The organism is Bacillus sp. MD-5 (assembly GCF_002201875.1).
Lineage (GTDB): Bacteria > Bacillota > Bacilli > Bacillales > Bacillaceae > Bacillus > Bacillus stercoris.
Window position 1 is genome coordinate 1,047,548 of record NZ_CP021911.1, and the last position, 14,341, is coordinate 1,061,888.

15 protein-coding genes are annotated in these 14,341 nt (G+C 45.8%); 13 read left to right on the forward strand and 2 right to left on the reverse strand.

Going from position 1 to position 14,341, the window contains the following annotated elements:
- Positions 1-13: 13 nt before the first annotated feature.
- The 7 genes from argJ to CDO84_RS05165 all read left to right on the forward strand — a co-directional run bounded on the left by argJ (position 14) and on the right by CDO84_RS05165 (position 8,608).
- Positions 14-1,234 carry a bifunctional ornithine acetyltransferase/N-acetylglutamate synthase gene (gene argJ, locus CDO84_RS05135; protein WP_032725389.1) on the forward strand — a complete coding sequence of 407 codons (1,221 nt, stop codon included), beginning with the start codon at positions 14-16 and terminating at the stop codon, positions 1,232-1,234.
- Between the two features lie 14 nt (positions 1,235-1,248).
- Positions 1,249-2,025, forward strand: coding sequence for an acetylglutamate kinase (gene argB / locus CDO84_RS05140; RefSeq protein WP_040083468.1), 777 nt, complete (start codon positions 1,249-1,251; stop codon positions 2,023-2,025).
- Positions 2,022-3,179 carry an acetylornithine transaminase gene (locus tag CDO84_RS05145; RefSeq protein WP_040083467.1) on the forward strand — a complete coding sequence of 386 codons (1,158 nt, stop codon included), beginning with the start codon at positions 2,022-2,024 and terminating at the stop codon, positions 3,177-3,179. The genes argB and CDO84_RS05145 overlap by 4 nt, the downstream gene beginning before the upstream one ends.
- Before the next feature lie 70 nt (positions 3,180-3,249).
- Complete coding sequence (locus CDO84_RS05150; protein WP_040083466.1) at positions 3,250-4,311, forward strand: carbamoyl phosphate synthase small subunit; 1,062 nt, start codon at positions 3,250-3,252, stop codon at positions 4,309-4,311.
- Positions 4,304-7,396, forward strand: a complete 3,093-nt coding sequence (locus tag CDO84_RS05155; RefSeq protein WP_040083465.1) for a carbamoyl-phosphate synthase (glutamine-hydrolyzing) large subunit — start codon at positions 4,304-4,306, stop codon at positions 7,394-7,396. The genes CDO84_RS05150 and CDO84_RS05155 overlap by 8 nt, the downstream gene beginning before the upstream one ends.
- Positions 7,384-8,343 (forward strand): ornithine carbamoyltransferase, encoded by a 960-nt coding sequence (gene argF / locus CDO84_RS05160; RefSeq protein WP_040083464.1) that lies wholly within the window; start codon positions 7,384-7,386, stop codon positions 8,341-8,343. The genes CDO84_RS05155 and argF overlap by 13 nt, the downstream gene beginning before the upstream one ends.
- 85 nt (positions 8,344-8,428) lie before the next feature.
- Positions 8,429-8,608 (forward strand): YjzC family protein, encoded by a 180-nt coding sequence (locus CDO84_RS05165; RefSeq protein WP_003245356.1) that lies wholly within the window; start codon positions 8,429-8,431, stop codon positions 8,606-8,608.
- A 45-nt stretch (positions 8,609-8,653) separates the two neighbouring features.
- On the opposite strand, the gene CDO84_RS05170 is transcribed toward CDO84_RS05165, so the two are convergent.
- Complete coding sequence (locus tag CDO84_RS05170; RefSeq protein ID WP_003245236.1) at positions 8,654-8,839, reverse strand: YjzD family protein; 186 nt, start codon at positions 8,837-8,839, stop codon at positions 8,654-8,656.
- A 250-nt stretch (positions 8,840-9,089) separates the two neighbouring features.
- Between CDO84_RS05170 and CDO84_RS05175 the strand changes: the two genes are divergently transcribed.
- The 4 genes from CDO84_RS05175 (at position 9,090) to comZ (ending at position 11,712) form a co-directional block, all read left to right on the forward strand.
- On the forward strand, positions 9,090-9,824 hold the full coding sequence (locus tag CDO84_RS05175) for a hypothetical protein (RefSeq protein WP_040083462.1): 735 nt from the start codon (positions 9,090-9,092) through the stop codon (positions 9,822-9,824).
- Between the two features lie 81 nt (positions 9,825-9,905).
- The gene (locus CDO84_RS05180; RefSeq protein WP_040083461.1) at positions 9,906-10,463 is read left to right on the forward strand and encodes a hypothetical protein; all 558 of its coding nucleotides are present in this window, start codon (positions 9,906-9,908) and stop codon (positions 10,461-10,463) included.
- 89 nt (positions 10,464-10,552) lie between these two features.
- The gene (gene med / locus CDO84_RS05185) at positions 10,553-11,506 is read left to right on the forward strand and encodes a transcriptional regulator Med (RefSeq protein WP_040083460.1); all 954 of its coding nucleotides are present in this window, start codon (positions 10,553-10,555) and stop codon (positions 11,504-11,506) included.
- Between the two features lie 14 nt (positions 11,507-11,520).
- Positions 11,521-11,712: a ComG operon transcriptional repressor ComZ gene (comZ, locus tag CDO84_RS05190; protein WP_003224559.1), complete on the forward strand. Its 192-nt coding sequence runs from the start codon at positions 11,521-11,523 to the stop codon at positions 11,710-11,712.
- Between the two features lie 29 nt (positions 11,713-11,741).
- Here the strand turns inward: comZ and CDO84_RS05195 are convergent, their stop codons facing one another.
- Positions 11,742-11,969, reverse strand: coding sequence for a spore coat protein YjzB (locus CDO84_RS05195; protein ID WP_080478200.1), 228 nt, complete (start codon positions 11,967-11,969; stop codon positions 11,742-11,744).
- A gap of 164 nt (positions 11,970-12,133) precedes the next feature.
- On the opposite strand from CDO84_RS05195, the gene fabH reads away from it, so the two are divergent.
- Together fabH and fabF are read left to right on the forward strand one after the other, a co-directional pair.
- Positions 12,134-13,072 (forward strand): beta-ketoacyl-ACP synthase III, encoded by a 939-nt coding sequence (gene fabH, locus CDO84_RS05200; protein ID WP_014663519.1) that lies wholly within the window; start codon positions 12,134-12,136, stop codon positions 13,070-13,072.
- 22 nt (positions 13,073-13,094) lie between these two features.
- On the forward strand, positions 13,095-14,336 hold the full coding sequence (gene fabF / locus CDO84_RS05205) for a beta-ketoacyl-ACP synthase II (protein WP_040083457.1): 1,242 nt from the start codon (positions 13,095-13,097) through the stop codon (positions 14,334-14,336).
- Positions 14,337-14,341: the final 5 nt, after the last annotated feature.

Sequence of the window (14,341 nt, forward strand, 5' to 3'; positions counted from 1 at the left end):
AGAGAATCGAACCATGATTCAGTTAAGTGAAGATCAAATTGTAAAAGTAACAGGTGATGTATCCTCGCCAAAAGGGTTTCAGGCAAAGGGTGTGCATTGCGGACTGCGCTACTCGAAAAAAGACCTCGGCGTCATTATCAGCGAGACACCGGCCGTGAGTGCAGCAGTTTATACCCAAAGCCACTTTCAGGCTGCTCCGATCAAAGTGACACAAGACAGCTTAAAGCACGGACCGACACTGAAAGCCGTCATCGTCAACAGCGCCATTGCCAACGCCTGCACGGGAGAACAGGGCTTAAAGGACGCATACACAATGCGGGAGAGCTTTGCTTCACAGCTTGGCATTGAGCCGGAGCTTGTCGCTGTTTCATCAACGGGTGTCATCGGCGAGCATTTAGACATGGAAAAAATCCACGCGGGGATCGAACTGCTGAAAGAAACACCTGCGGGATCAGGCGATTTTGAGGAAGCGATTTTAACAACTGATACAGTGATCAAGCAGACGTGCTATGAACTGGCAATCGGCGGCAAAACAGTCACGATCGGTGGAGCGGCCAAAGGCTCAGGGATGATACACCCGAACATGGCCACGATGCTGGGATTTGTGACAACTGACGCGGCAATCGAAGAAAAAGCGCTGCAAAAGGCGCTTCGGGAAATCACTGACGTTTCATTTAACCAAATCACAGTTGACGGAGAAACATCCACGAACGATATGGTATTAGTTATGGCGAATGGCTGCGCCGAAAACGAGTGCCTGACAGAAGACCATCCAGACTGGCCAGTCTTTAAAAAAGCGCTCTTGCTCACTTGTGAGGATCTGGCTAAAGAGATTGCCAGAGACGGAGAAGGCGCGACAAAACTAATTGAAGCCCAAGTACAGGGTGCGAAAAACAATCTTGATGCAAACGTCATTGCTAAAAAGATTGTCGGCTCAAATCTCGTGAAAACGGCAGTATACGGAACAGATGCCAACTGGGGGCGGATCATCGGAGCCATCGGACACTCCGCAGCTCAAGTGACGGCAGAAGAAGTAGAGGTTTATCTTGGGGGCCAATGCCTGTTTAAGAATAACGAGCCTCAGCCATTCTCTGAATCTCTCGCCAAGGAATACCTTGAAGGAGATGAAATCACCATTGTCATCAAGATGGATGAAGGAGACGGGAACGGAAGAGCGTGGGGCTGTGACCTGACCTATGACTATATCAAAATTAACGCGAGCTATCGCACGTAATAAAGGGGAGCATTATGAAGAAAACAATTGTCTTTAAATGCGGGGGAAGTGTCATCCGTGAGCTGTCGGAGGAATTTTTTCAAAATCTGAAAGAACTTACGGCGTCAGGCTGGAAACTGGCGATCGTACATGGCGGCGGCCCGGAAATCACAAATATGCTGAAGCGGTTAAATATCAAAACAGAGTTTTCGGGCGGACAGCGGAAAACAACGAAGCCGGTGCTGGAAGTGGCGGAAATGGTTTTATCCGGTTCTGTCAATAAATTTTTCGTTGCAGAGCTTGCCAAACACGGAATGCGAGCCGCAGGCATTTCTGGTAAGGACGGCGGTCTTTTGGAGGCTGATTATCTCGATTCGGAAGCATACGGAGAAGTCGGAGAAATCAAAAAAGTCGATGCGTCCATGGTGAACGCGCTGATGGAAAAGGACATCATCCCCGTTATTGCGCCGCTGTCTATGACAAGCGACTGCAAAACGCTGAATGTAAATGCCGATCTGGCTGCCTCAGCAGTTGCCGGAGCACTTGAAGCCGATAAGCTGATGTTCGTCACAGATGTTGATGGAATCATGAAGGAAAAGCAGCGTCTGGACGTCCTGACCTCTGAAGAGATTCAGACGCTAATCGAGCAGGAAGTGATCACAGGAGGGATGATCCCGAAGGTCAATTCAGCCTTGTCAGCTTTATCAGACCAGGTATCTGAAGTCATGATCGTAAACGGAAAAGGATCATTCTTCGCAGAACAAACTTTTCAAGGGACAAAAATCGTCAAAGCAAAGGAGGCTGTTTCATGAGCAGCTTGTTTCAAACCTACGGCCGCTGGGATATTGACATTAAAAAAGCAAAGGGAACGCATGTTGAGGATCAGAACGGCAAAACGTACCTCGATTTCATTCAGGGGATTGCGGTATCAAATCTAGGCCACTGCCATGAGGCGGTGACAGAGGCAGTCAAAAAACAGCTCGATAGCGTATGGCACGTATCCAACCTATTTCAGAACAATCTCCAAGAGCAAGCGGCACAGAAGCTGGCGGAACACAGTGCGGGTGATCTCGTCTTTTTCTGTAACAGCGGTGCGGAGGCGAATGAAGGTGCGATAAAGCTCGCCCGAAAAGCAACTGGAAAAACAAAAATCATCACTTTTCTTCAGTCTTTTCATGGCCGCACGTATGCAGGGATGGCGGCGACCGGACAGGATAAAATCAAAACAGGCTTCGGCCCGATGCTTGAAGGCTTTCACTACCTGCCATACAACGATCCTTCTGTTTTTGAAGCTCTTGGGGCGGAAGACGATATTGCCGCGGTGATGCTTGAAACAGTGCAGGGAGAAGGCGGAGTCAATCCGGCGAGCGCTGAATTTTTAACAGCCGTTCAGTCATTTTGCAAGGAAAAAGAGGCTCTTCTGATTGTTGATGAGATTCAAACCGGCATCGGACGGACGGGAAAAGGCTTCGCATATGAGCACTTTGGACTCTCACCGGATATCATCACAGCCGCCAAAGGATTGGGAAATGGCTTTCCAGTCGGCGCTGTCATCGGAAAGAAACAGCTTGGAGAAGCGTTTACCCCTGGTTCTCACGGAACGACTTTCGGAGGAAATATGCTGGCGATGGCTGCTGTGAATGCCACATTGCAAATTGTATTCGAGCCTGACTTTCTGCAAGAGGCTGCTGACAAAGGAGCGTTTTTAAAAGAACAGCTTGAGGCGGAGCTAAAAAGCCCTTTTGTTAAACAAATCCGCGGTAAAGGATTAATGCTTGGAATTGAGTGTGATGGCCCGGTTGCTGGCATTATTGCAGAATTGCAGACATTAGGCTTGCTTGTATTGCCGGCCGGCCCGAACGTGATTCGTCTGCTGCCGCCGCTCACCGTGACTAAGGATGAAATAGCAGAAGCTGTCAGCAAGCTGAAACAGGCAATCGCTCAGCATACCGCTGTAAACCAGTGATTTTTTTTCGATATAAAGGTATAAAAATTCATTTTTATAATTAATTATTCATCAAGAGGTGGGCTGTTAGATGGAAGGTTATTTAGTGTTAGAAGATGGGACATCGTTTAGCGGCGAGCTGGACGGTCATGAAAACTGCACGGGAGAAGCTGTTTTTTTCACAGGAATGACAGGCTACCAGGAAGTGCTGACAGATCCATCATATAAAGGGCAGATTATCGTATTTACCTATCCGCTGATTGGCAACTACGGCATTAATGAAAAGGATTTTGAAAGCAAGAAACCGCAAGTAAAAGCCGTGGTTGTCTATGAGGCGTGTGATCATTTTTCTCATCATGAAGCGGTATACAGCCTCAAGGAGTATCTACAGAAATGGAATATTCCGCTGTTGACCCATGTTGATACAAGGGCTGTCGTGAAAAAAATCCGGGTAAATGGAACGATGGGTGCGACAGTCACAGCCTCTAAAGAAGGAGCTGAGATTGCCCTCCAACCAGAGAATGTGGCAGAGCAGGCTTCCGCACAGGAAATCAGCACATTTGGCGACGGGAATAAACATATCGTTCTCATTGATTTTGGCTATAAAAAGTCAATCGCATCATCACTTGTCAAACGGGGCTGCAAGGTCACCGTGGTGCCATACAAGCAAATGGAAGCTGTATACGATATAAAGCCGGACGGCATTGTGCTGTCGAACGGTCCTGGAGATCCGAAAGCCATTCATCCATATCTAGGAAAAATCAAAAGCATCATCAGCCGCTTTCCGACTCTTGGCATTTGTCTCGGACATCAGCTGATCGCACTCGCATTCGGAGGGAATACATTCAAGCTGCCATTCGGCCACAGGGGAGCAAATCATCCGGTCATCGACCGTGAAACGAAACGGGTCTTTATGACAAGCCAAAACCACAGCTATGTGGTTGATGAACAGTCGATTAATGAAGAAGAGCTCACGATCAGATTTCATCATGTCAATGATACGTCAGTTGAAGGGCTTGCCCATAAAAAACTGCCAGTCATGAGTGTGCAATTCCACCCGGAAGCCCATCCCGGACCGGCGGAAAGCGAATGGGTTTTTGATGATTATCTAAAGAATGTGATACCAGCAAGGAGAGAAATCGCGCATGCCTAAAGACACCAATATTTCAAGCATATTAGTAATCGGCTCAGGCCCGATCATCATCGGGCAGGCGGCAGAATTTGATTATTCAGGCACTCAAGGATGCATCGCGCTGAAGGAGGAGGGCTACCGGGTGATTCTCGTCAACAGCAATCCGGCGACAATTATGACCGATGAGGCCTTTGCTGATGAGATTTATTTTGAGCCTCTGACAGCAGAAAGCCTGACAGCCATCATTAAGAAAGAACAGCCTGATGGGCTTCTTGCCAATTTAGGCGGTCAGACCGCGTTGAATTTAGCAGTGGAGCTTGAAGAAACGGGTGTTTTAAAGGAGCACGGCGTCAAGCTTCTCGGCACATCCGTTGAAACGATACAAAAAGGAGAAGACCGGGAAAAATTCCGTTCGTTAATGAACGAATTGAAACAGCCCGTGCCGGAGAGTGAAATTGTTGATAACGAGGCCGATGCCCTCCATTTTGCGGAATCTATCGGTTTTCCCGTTATTATCAGACCTGCTTACACATTAGGCGGAAAGGGCGGAGGAATCGCCCCTGATAAAGAAGCCTTTACAGCTATGATTAAACAGGCGCTATTAGCAAGCCCGATCAATCAATGCCTTGTCGAAAAAAGCATTGCGGGCTTTAAAGAAATTGAATATGAAGTCATGCGTGACGGCAATAACACATGCATTACCGTCTGCAACATGGAAAATATCGATCCGGTCGGCGTGCATACAGGTGACTCTATCGTTGTGGCGCCTTCACAAACATTGACAGATGAAGACTATCAAATGCTGCGGACGGCTAGTCTGACCATCATTTCAGCACTTGATGTCGTAGGCGGCTGCAATATTCAATTCGCGCTTGATCCTTTCAGCAAGCAATATTACGTGATCGAAGTGAATCCGCGTGTCAGCCGGTCATCGGCTCTCGCATCTAAAGCGACCGGTTATCCGATTGCAAAGATGGCTGCTAAACTGGCAGTCGGATACACACTTGACGAGCTGAAAAATCCGCTCACAGGTTCAACTTACGCAAGCTTTGAACCGGCACTGGACTATGTGATCGTCAAATTTCCGCGCTGGCCGTTTGATAAATTCAAAAACGCAGACCGCAAGCTTGGCACAAAAATGAAAGCCACCGGTGAAGTAATGGCGATTGAACGGAATTTAGAAGCGGCAATACAGAAGGCAGCCGCGTCCCTTGAATTAAAAAATATCGGCACACACCTTCCAGAGCTCAGCGGCTTGTCAATTGATGCGCTATGGGAGTTGGCAGTCATTCCGGATGACCGCAGATTTTTCGTTGTCATGGAGCTGTTGAGCCGCAGCGTGACGATTGATGACATTCATGCGAAAACAAAAATTGATCCGTTTTTCCTGCATACCTTTAACAACATCATCAAATTGGAAAACCGCCTGATGGAAGAGGGCGGCGATCTCTTTTTTGACTTATTGAAAAAAGCGAAGGAAAAGGGGTTCTCAGACGCAACGATTGCCTCATTGATCGGCAAAACAGAGGAAGAGGTGCGCGCGCTTCGCAAGGAGATGGGCATTACACCTTCCTTCAAAATTGTCGATACATGCGCGGCTGAGTTTGATGCGAAAACAAACTATTTTTACTCCACATATTTCGGAGAGACCGATGGAGATATCAGCCGCAAAGAGAAAAAACGCGCGCTGATTATCGGATCGGGCCCGATTCGGATCGGCCAAGGCGTTGAATTTGATTACAGTGCGGTTCACGGCGTGCTGACACTGCAAGAACTTGGGTTCGAAACCATCATGATTAACAATAACCCGGAAACGGTCAGCACAGATTATGAAATTGCGGATCGCCTGTATTTTGAACCGATGACAACGGAGCATATTGTAAACGTGGCGGAGCAGGAAAATATTGATTTTGCAATCGTGCAATTCGGCGGCCAAACTGCAATCAATGCTGCTGAAGCACTTGAAAAAGCCGGCATTACCCTTCTCGGCACTTCGTTTGAAACGCTCGATGTGTTAGAGGATCGTGATCAGTTTTATCAGCTTCTTGATGAACTAGGATTGAAGCACGCAAAAGGAGAAATTGCCTATACAAAAGAAGAAGCCGCTTCAAAAGCCAGTGAGATTGGCTATCCGGTGTTAATTCGTCCATCTTACGTTATCGGCGGAATGGGCATGATCATTGTTGACTCGCAAGACCAGCTTTCTCAGCTGCTGAATGATGAGGACAGCATGCCATATCCGATTTTAATTGACCAGTATGTGTCTGGAAAAGAAGTCGAAATTGATTTGATTTCCGACGGCGAGGATGTCTTTATCCCGACATATACCGAGCATATTGAACGGGCGGGTGTCCATTCGGGAGACAGCTTTGCCATCCTTCCGGGACCATCAATCACAAGCGGGCTGCAGCAGGGCATGAAAGAGGCCGCACAAAAAATTGCCCGAAAACTTTCATTTAAAGGCATCATGAACATCCAATTTGTGATCGACAATGGAAACATACTCGTGCTTGAAGTGAATCCGAGAGCGAGCCGCACGGTTCCGGTCGTCAGCAAAGTAATGGGCGTGCCGATGATTCCGCTTGCCACACGTCTGCTGGCGGGTGCGTCCTTAAAAGATCTAAACCCGGCCGTTCAAAATCATCATGGAGTTGCCGTGAAGTTCCCTGTTTTTTCTTCTCATGCGATCCAGGATGTGGATGTGAAGCTTGGACCGGAAATGAAATCAACGGGAGAAGGCATGTGTGTCGCATATGATGCCGACAGCGCCTTGAAAAAAATCTATACACGTGTCTGGAATCAAAAAGGAAGCATATACTTGCAAAACGGTCCGGAAGATGTGAAGGAATTAGCGGAAAACGCCGGTTTCACCGTTCATGAAGGGACATTTGCCTCTTGGATGGAACAGAAAGGAAAATCGCTTCACATCAATCTGAGCGGTTCTGAAGAAGCGCGCAAAGAACGTCTGGAAGCCATGACGCACGGCATCACCGTCTTTACAGAAGAAGAAACCGTGCGGGCGTTTTTACAAAGCGGTTCAGGCCATCCGCAGCCTGTATCTCTCAAAGATCTCTATAAAAAGGAAGTGGCATCATGCACACAGTGACGCAAACCAGTTTATACGGAAAAGATTTATTAACGTTAAAAGATCTTAGTGAACAGGATATAAACGCCTTGCTTGCAGAAGCCGGTGAGCTGAAGCAAAACAAAATCCAGCCTATTTTCCATGGCAAAACCTTGGCGATGATTTTTGAAAAATCATCAACGCGGACCCGTGTTTCATTTGAAGCGGGCATGGCGCAGCTGGGCGGGAACGCCCTCTTCCTAAGCCAGAAAGATCTTCAGCTGGGGCGCGGTGAGACTGTCGCTGATACGGCAAAAGTGCTGTCAGGCTATGTGGATGCCATCATGATCCGGACCTTTGAACATGAAAAGGTGGAGGAGCTTGCCAAAGAAGCTGATATTCCGGTGATCAATGGACTGACGGATAAATACCACCCATGCCAGGCGCTCGCGGATCTCTTGACGATTAAGGAGATAAAAGGAAAGCTTAAAGGCGTAAAAGTCGCATACATCGGTGACGGAAATAACGTGGCGCACTCCTTGATGATCGGCTGCGCGAAAATGGGCTGTGATATCTCAATTGCTTCCCCAAAGGGATATGAAGTGTTAGATGAAGCAGCTGAAGCGGCAAAAACATATGCGCTTCAATCCGGCTCTTCCATCACGCTGACAGAAGATCCGATTGAAGCGGTAAAAGACGCGGACGTGATTTATTCTGATGTGTTTACAAGCATGGGACAGGAAGCGGAAGAGCAAGAACGTCTTGCTGTCTTTGCGCCTTATCAGGTGAATGCGGCGCTGGTCAGCCATGCCAAGCCTGACTATACATTTTTACATTGTCTCCCTGCACATCGCGAGGAAGAAGTGACTGCGGAGATTATTGACGGGCCGAATTCTGCAGTGTTCCAGCAGGCGGAAAATCGTCTTCATGTGCAAAAAGCACTGTTGAAGGCCATTTTATACAATGGGGAATCATCAAAAAACTGCTGAGTCAAACTCAGCAGTTTTTTTGATGGCAACATATTCACAGCCGCTTAGGCGCATACTACAGCAAAAAGGAAAAGGAGGAAAAACTGTGGGACAGCAACATCAATTCCGGCCCGGACAGAAAGCGCCTAATAACGGTGTCTACGTAGAGATCGGCGAGACAGGGAGCATGGTGAAAAACCCCCAAAAGGTCCATCTGTCAGCAGGGGAAATGTTCCCCGAAACATCAAATCACAACCGGCTGTGGACATACAAAAGAAAGCCGTGACCACTAAAAAACCCAAAACATTCAATGTTTTGGGTTTTTGACTTCTTAATGCTGGCTTGCATTTTTGTTCATAGGCATGATTTCTGCTAAAACCATGATTAAGACATACAGTACAACAGCAATGACAGATGATGTTTTGAAATTATACGTAACGCTGTTCATGCTTGCAACCAAGTAGCATGCCATATGTGATAAAAGGAACGTCCAAATAAAGGCAATAATATATCGCACGTTTCCACCTCGTCCTTCTCATTCTATTCTAAAAGCTATCATACCATACAAAAAGCGAAGGGGGAATCCAATTTTAGCAGAAAGTGAGGTGACAAAAGAGTCTGATTCGTCACACTTTAATGGTAAAATATAAAAAACGTCAATCAGTTTAATAGCCAAAAATGTAAAAGGCTAGGACTTTACCTTATTCGTTTCTTTTCTATTTACATAAGATAGCGTGAGATGAAGTGTGAAAGGAGGCGGGCAAGCGATGGGAATAACGGAAAGATACTTTCAACTGGGAACGGAGCATAATGTCATTCATCTGCCCTATCGCCCGAACGGCTTCGGCATCTTTATCTTGGGGGACAGAACCCACTTTGTCGGGGAAGATTCAAGCTTTTGGCTGCAGCATTACGGCAGAAATCAGCTTCTGAATATGTTGAGGAATGAAGGATATACTCTTTTTAACAGCAATCTGTTCGGAAGGCATTGGGGGGCGGAAAAAGCAGTCACCTATGCTAAACAGCTGATCCATTCCGTAATGAAGCAGGAAATCCTCAATCCGAAGATTCATATTTTAGCAGAAGGCATGGGTGCTCTCGTGGCCGATGAACTGCTTCGTTTTTCCCCGGATCATATCCGCTCAGCCGCAATGTTGAATCCTTGTCTCGATCTTCAGGCACATTATGAATCAGAAAAAGAAAATAAATTTTTCTATAAGCAATTTTTGAAAGAAGTATCGAAAAGCTACGGAATTTCTGAAAAAGAAGCGGAAGCGCTTCGTTACAAAACCATTCAAAGCTATCCGAGCGGCGTTCCGGTTCATATATGGCAGCGTATGACCGGAGCTCCATATCCCTACAGCGTACATGCGGAAGCTTTCAAGGAAAAACAGCAAAAGCAAGGCTCACCGGTCGACATGACATTTCATTTATTTGAGCATCCGAGCAGAATTTATGCATCAATCTGCAAATTCTTTCATAGTCATGAAAAAGAATTATAGAGAATATAATGACAACAGCCTTCTCTTTTGCGGAGGCTGTTTTGTTTTGGGAAATGAAAAACCGGAAGGGCGGCAGATGTAATGGAATCAACGCTGATTGTAGGTGCGGACGAATTTTTCGGCCTTTCATTATGTGAACGAATGATGGATGAAGGCATACATGTTGACGTTATTTTGGCGGAAACAGAAGATAAAATGAGACAAATGTACTTAGAAGAAAGACTCATGTGGCTTGGGAGAAATGAACTCTTTCGCCAGCTTGAACGCATTGGAGATCAAAAGTATGATACAATTTGTATCCAGTTTGGAGTTTCTTTGCCCTTGGACCAATATGATTCTTCTTATATTTTAGTATATGAACAAGACCGGAAAGAATGGGAGAAGCGTGAAAAAACAGGCTCGGAAAAAGCCGTGTTCCTGCCGAAAATGTATGGGCCATGGAAAGAAGAAACAGAGGGAGACGGCTATTACACAGACGATGTGGCTGACGAGTTGCTGAAATTCCTGTTAAAACAAGGCCGTCATAGCAAAGATCAGTTTTTTGAATTACAAGTATCAGAAAAAACCTCAAAAGAAGAAGCAAAAACAAAAATTATCGAGTGGAAAAGACAATTTTCATCAATTTTCGACAAATATTAAGAAAAACCTTCCATGTTTCGAGTTTTCTAGATACAATAAACGTATAAAACAATACATGTTATAGCTTGTCAAAAGGAGTTGAACATGACTTGATCACAAGGCTTGTCATGATCTTTTCTGTCCTCCTTTTATTGAGTGGATGTGGACAAACTCCGTTCAAAGGAAAAATTGAGAAGGTCGGCATGCTCTTTCCTGATACGATTAATGACCTCGTATGGGGCACAAAAGGGTATAAAGGATTACTGAATATACAATCCAAATACAATGTGGACGTCTACTATAAAGAAGGCGTTAAAACAGAAGAAGATATCATAAATGCGATTGAGGATTTTCATAAGAGGGGCGTCAATCTGCTCTACGGCCATGGGAGTGAATATGCAGAGGTGTTTAACTTGGTCGGCGAAGATTATCCAGATATGGAATTCGTCATTTCCAATGCGAAAGCGAAAGCTGACAATGTGACGAGTGTCCATTTTAGCGGGGAAGCAATGGGCTTTTTTGGAGGAATGACTGCTGCCCATATGTCGAAAACGAATCAGGTCGGTGTCATTGCTTCCTTTACTTGGCAGCCTGAGGTTGACGGTTTTATCAAAGGAGCCAAGTATGAAAATCCAGATATAGAAGTAAACACGAAATATACGGACCATTGGGATGATGATACGACAGCAGTAAAGCTTTATCAGAAAATGAAGAACGAAGGCGCGGATGTTGTGTATCCCGCTGGAGACGGGTATAATGTTCCTGTTATTCAGCAAATCAAAAAAGACGGGCTTTATGCCATCGGCTACGTTACAGATCAATCGGATCTGGGCGAGAATACCGTATTAACCAGCACGGTGCAAAATGTGGACAAGGCTTATGAAATCATTGCTGAGCAATTCAACAAAGGCACCCTTGAAGGCGGCGATCATTACTACGACCTTGATACGGGAGTAGTCGAGATGGGAACATTCAGCCCGCTCGTCGATGAAGACTTTCAGCAAAGAATCGCCAAGCTGATCAAAACGTACAACAAAACAGGCGAGCTGCCAAAAAACGAGTAATGGAGTGACGTCACATGCAGCACGAAAAATCACTTGAATTCTTGCAAATTGCCATGAAATACCTCCCTGAAGCGAAAGAACAGCTTGAGAAATCAGGCATTGAGCTTTCAATGGAGGCCATACAGCCGTTTATGAATCTATTTACAACGGTAATGGCGGAAGCTTACGAGCTTGGCAAGTCTGATGCTAAATCTGAAACCGAATAAAAAGAAGCCACTTTTGCGAAAGTGGCTTTTCACATGATTTTCTTTTTAATCGCGGTGATCATGGGCGCAAGCTCCTTTAGAGCGGGCTTGATTTGATCAAGAGAGTTCATAATTGAACCGATTTGGTCCATAATATGCATGTAATGAATCGTCTCTTCGTCGTTGGTCTGAGAAACCTCCTCTTGCTGTTCCTCCTTCTCTTCTGTTGGTTTTGCGGAATCGCCGAACATCATTTTTGAAAATACATCCAACTGCATACGCCTCCTTTCTATATACAATACTCTATGAGTAAGTTGAACTGATAGTTTAGACGAATATATTGCCATGCGAAAAAAAATAGGATAGAATTAGTACCTGATACTAATAATTGATCACAACCTGATTGATCTTCTAAATTTAAGATATAAAGGAGTCTTCCCTTATGAAAGCTGGAATACTTGGTGTTGGACGTTACATTCCTGAGAAGGTTTTAACAAATCATGATCTTGAAAAAATGGTTGAAACTTCTGACGAGTGGATTCGTACAAGAACTGGAATAGAAGAAAGAAGAATTGCCGCAGATGATGTGTATTCATCACATATGGCTGTTGCAGCAGCGAAACATGCGCTGGAACAAGCTGAAGTGGCTGCTGAGGATTTGGATATGATCCTGGTTGCAACTGTTACACCTGATCAGTCATTTCCTACGGTCTCTTGTATGATTCAAGAACAGCTCGGCGCTAAAAAAGCGTGTGCTATGGATATTAGCGCTGCTTGTGCGGGCTTTATGTACGGCGTTGTAACCGGAAAACAATTTATTGAATCCGGAACTTACAAACATGTTCTAGTTGTCGGTGTAGAGAAGCTCTCAAGCATTACAGACTGGGAAGACCGCAATACTGCCGTTCTGTTTGGAGATGGGGCAGGCGCCGCGGTAGTCGGACCAGTCAGTGATGACAGAGGAATCCTTTCATTCGAGCTAGGAGCCGACGGTACAGGGGGTCAGCACTTGTATCTGAATGAAAAACGACATACAATCATGAATGGACGAGAAGTTTTCAAATTTGCAGTCCGCCAAATGGGAGAATCATGCGTAAATGTCATTGAAAAAGCTGGACTTTCAAAAGAGGATGTCGACTTTTTGATTCCGCATCAGGCGAACATCCGCATCATGGAAGCTGCACGCGAGCGTTTAGAGCTTCCTGTCGAAAAGATGTCTAAAACCGTTCATAAATATGGAAATACTTCTGCCGCATCCATTCCGATCTCTCTTGTAGAAGAATTGGAAGCCGGTAAAATCAAAGACGGCGATGTGGTCGTTATGGTAGGGTTCGGCGGAGGACTAACATGGGGCGCCATTGCAATCCGCTGGGGCCGATAAAAAAAGGTGAGGTGCACACAAGATGACTAAAAAAAGAGTAGTTGTTACAGGACTTGGAGCATTATCTCCGCTTGGCAACGACGTCGATACAAGTTGGAATAACGCAATCAACGGTGTGTCCGGAATCGGTCCGATCACTCGTGTTGATGCTGAAGAATATCCGGCAAAAGTAGCCGCTGAATTAAAAGACTTCAATGTTGAAGATTATATGGATAAAAAAGAAGCCAGAAAAATGGACCGCTTTACACAATATGCGGTTGTAGCTGCGAAAATGGCAGTTGAAGACGCAGATCTTAACATTACGGATGAGATTGCGCCGAGAGTCGGTGTTTGGGTAGGCTCCGGTATCGGAGGACTTGAAACACTAGAATCTCAATTTGAAATCTTCCTAACAAAAGGCCCGAGACGGGTAAGCCCGTTTTTCGTGCCAATGATGATTCCTGACATGGCAACAGGCCAGATTTCTATTGCGCTAGGAGCGAAAGGAGTCAATTCTTGTACGGTTACAGCATGTGCTACAGGAACGAACTCTATCGGTGACGCGTTTAAAGTCATTCAGCGCGGCGATGCAGATGTGATGGTCACAGGCGGAACAGAAGCGCCGCTGACAAGAATGTCATTCGCGGGCTTCAGTGCCAACAAAGCACTGTCTACTAATCCAGATCCGAAAACAGCGAGCCGCCCGTTCGATAAAAACCGTGATGGCTTTGTCATGGGTGAAGGTGCAGGGATTATCGTTCTTGAAGAGCTTGAGCATGCCCTGGCCCGCGGTGCTAAAATCTACGGAGAAATTGTCGGCTACGGCTCAACAGGAGACGCTTATCATATCACAGCGCCGGCCCAAGACGGTGAAGGCGGAGCGAGAGCGATGCAGGAAGCTATTAAAGATGCGGGCATTGCGCCACAAGACATTGATTATATCAATGCTCACGGAACAAGCACGTATTACAACGACAAATATGAAACAATGGCGATTAAAACCGTTTTCGGCGAGCATGCGCATAAACTTGCGGTAAGCTCTACAAAATCAATGACAGGCCACCTTTTAGGTGCAGCTGGCGGTATTGAAGCCATTTTCTCTATCCTTGCCATTAAAGAAGGCGTGATCCCGCCGACAATCAATATTCAAACACCTGACGAAGAATGCGATTTGGATTATGTGCCTGATGAAGCTCGCAGACAGGAGCTCAATTATGTTCTCAGCAACTCATTAGGATTCGGCGGGCACAATGCAACATTAATCTTTAAGAAATATCAATCATAATCAAG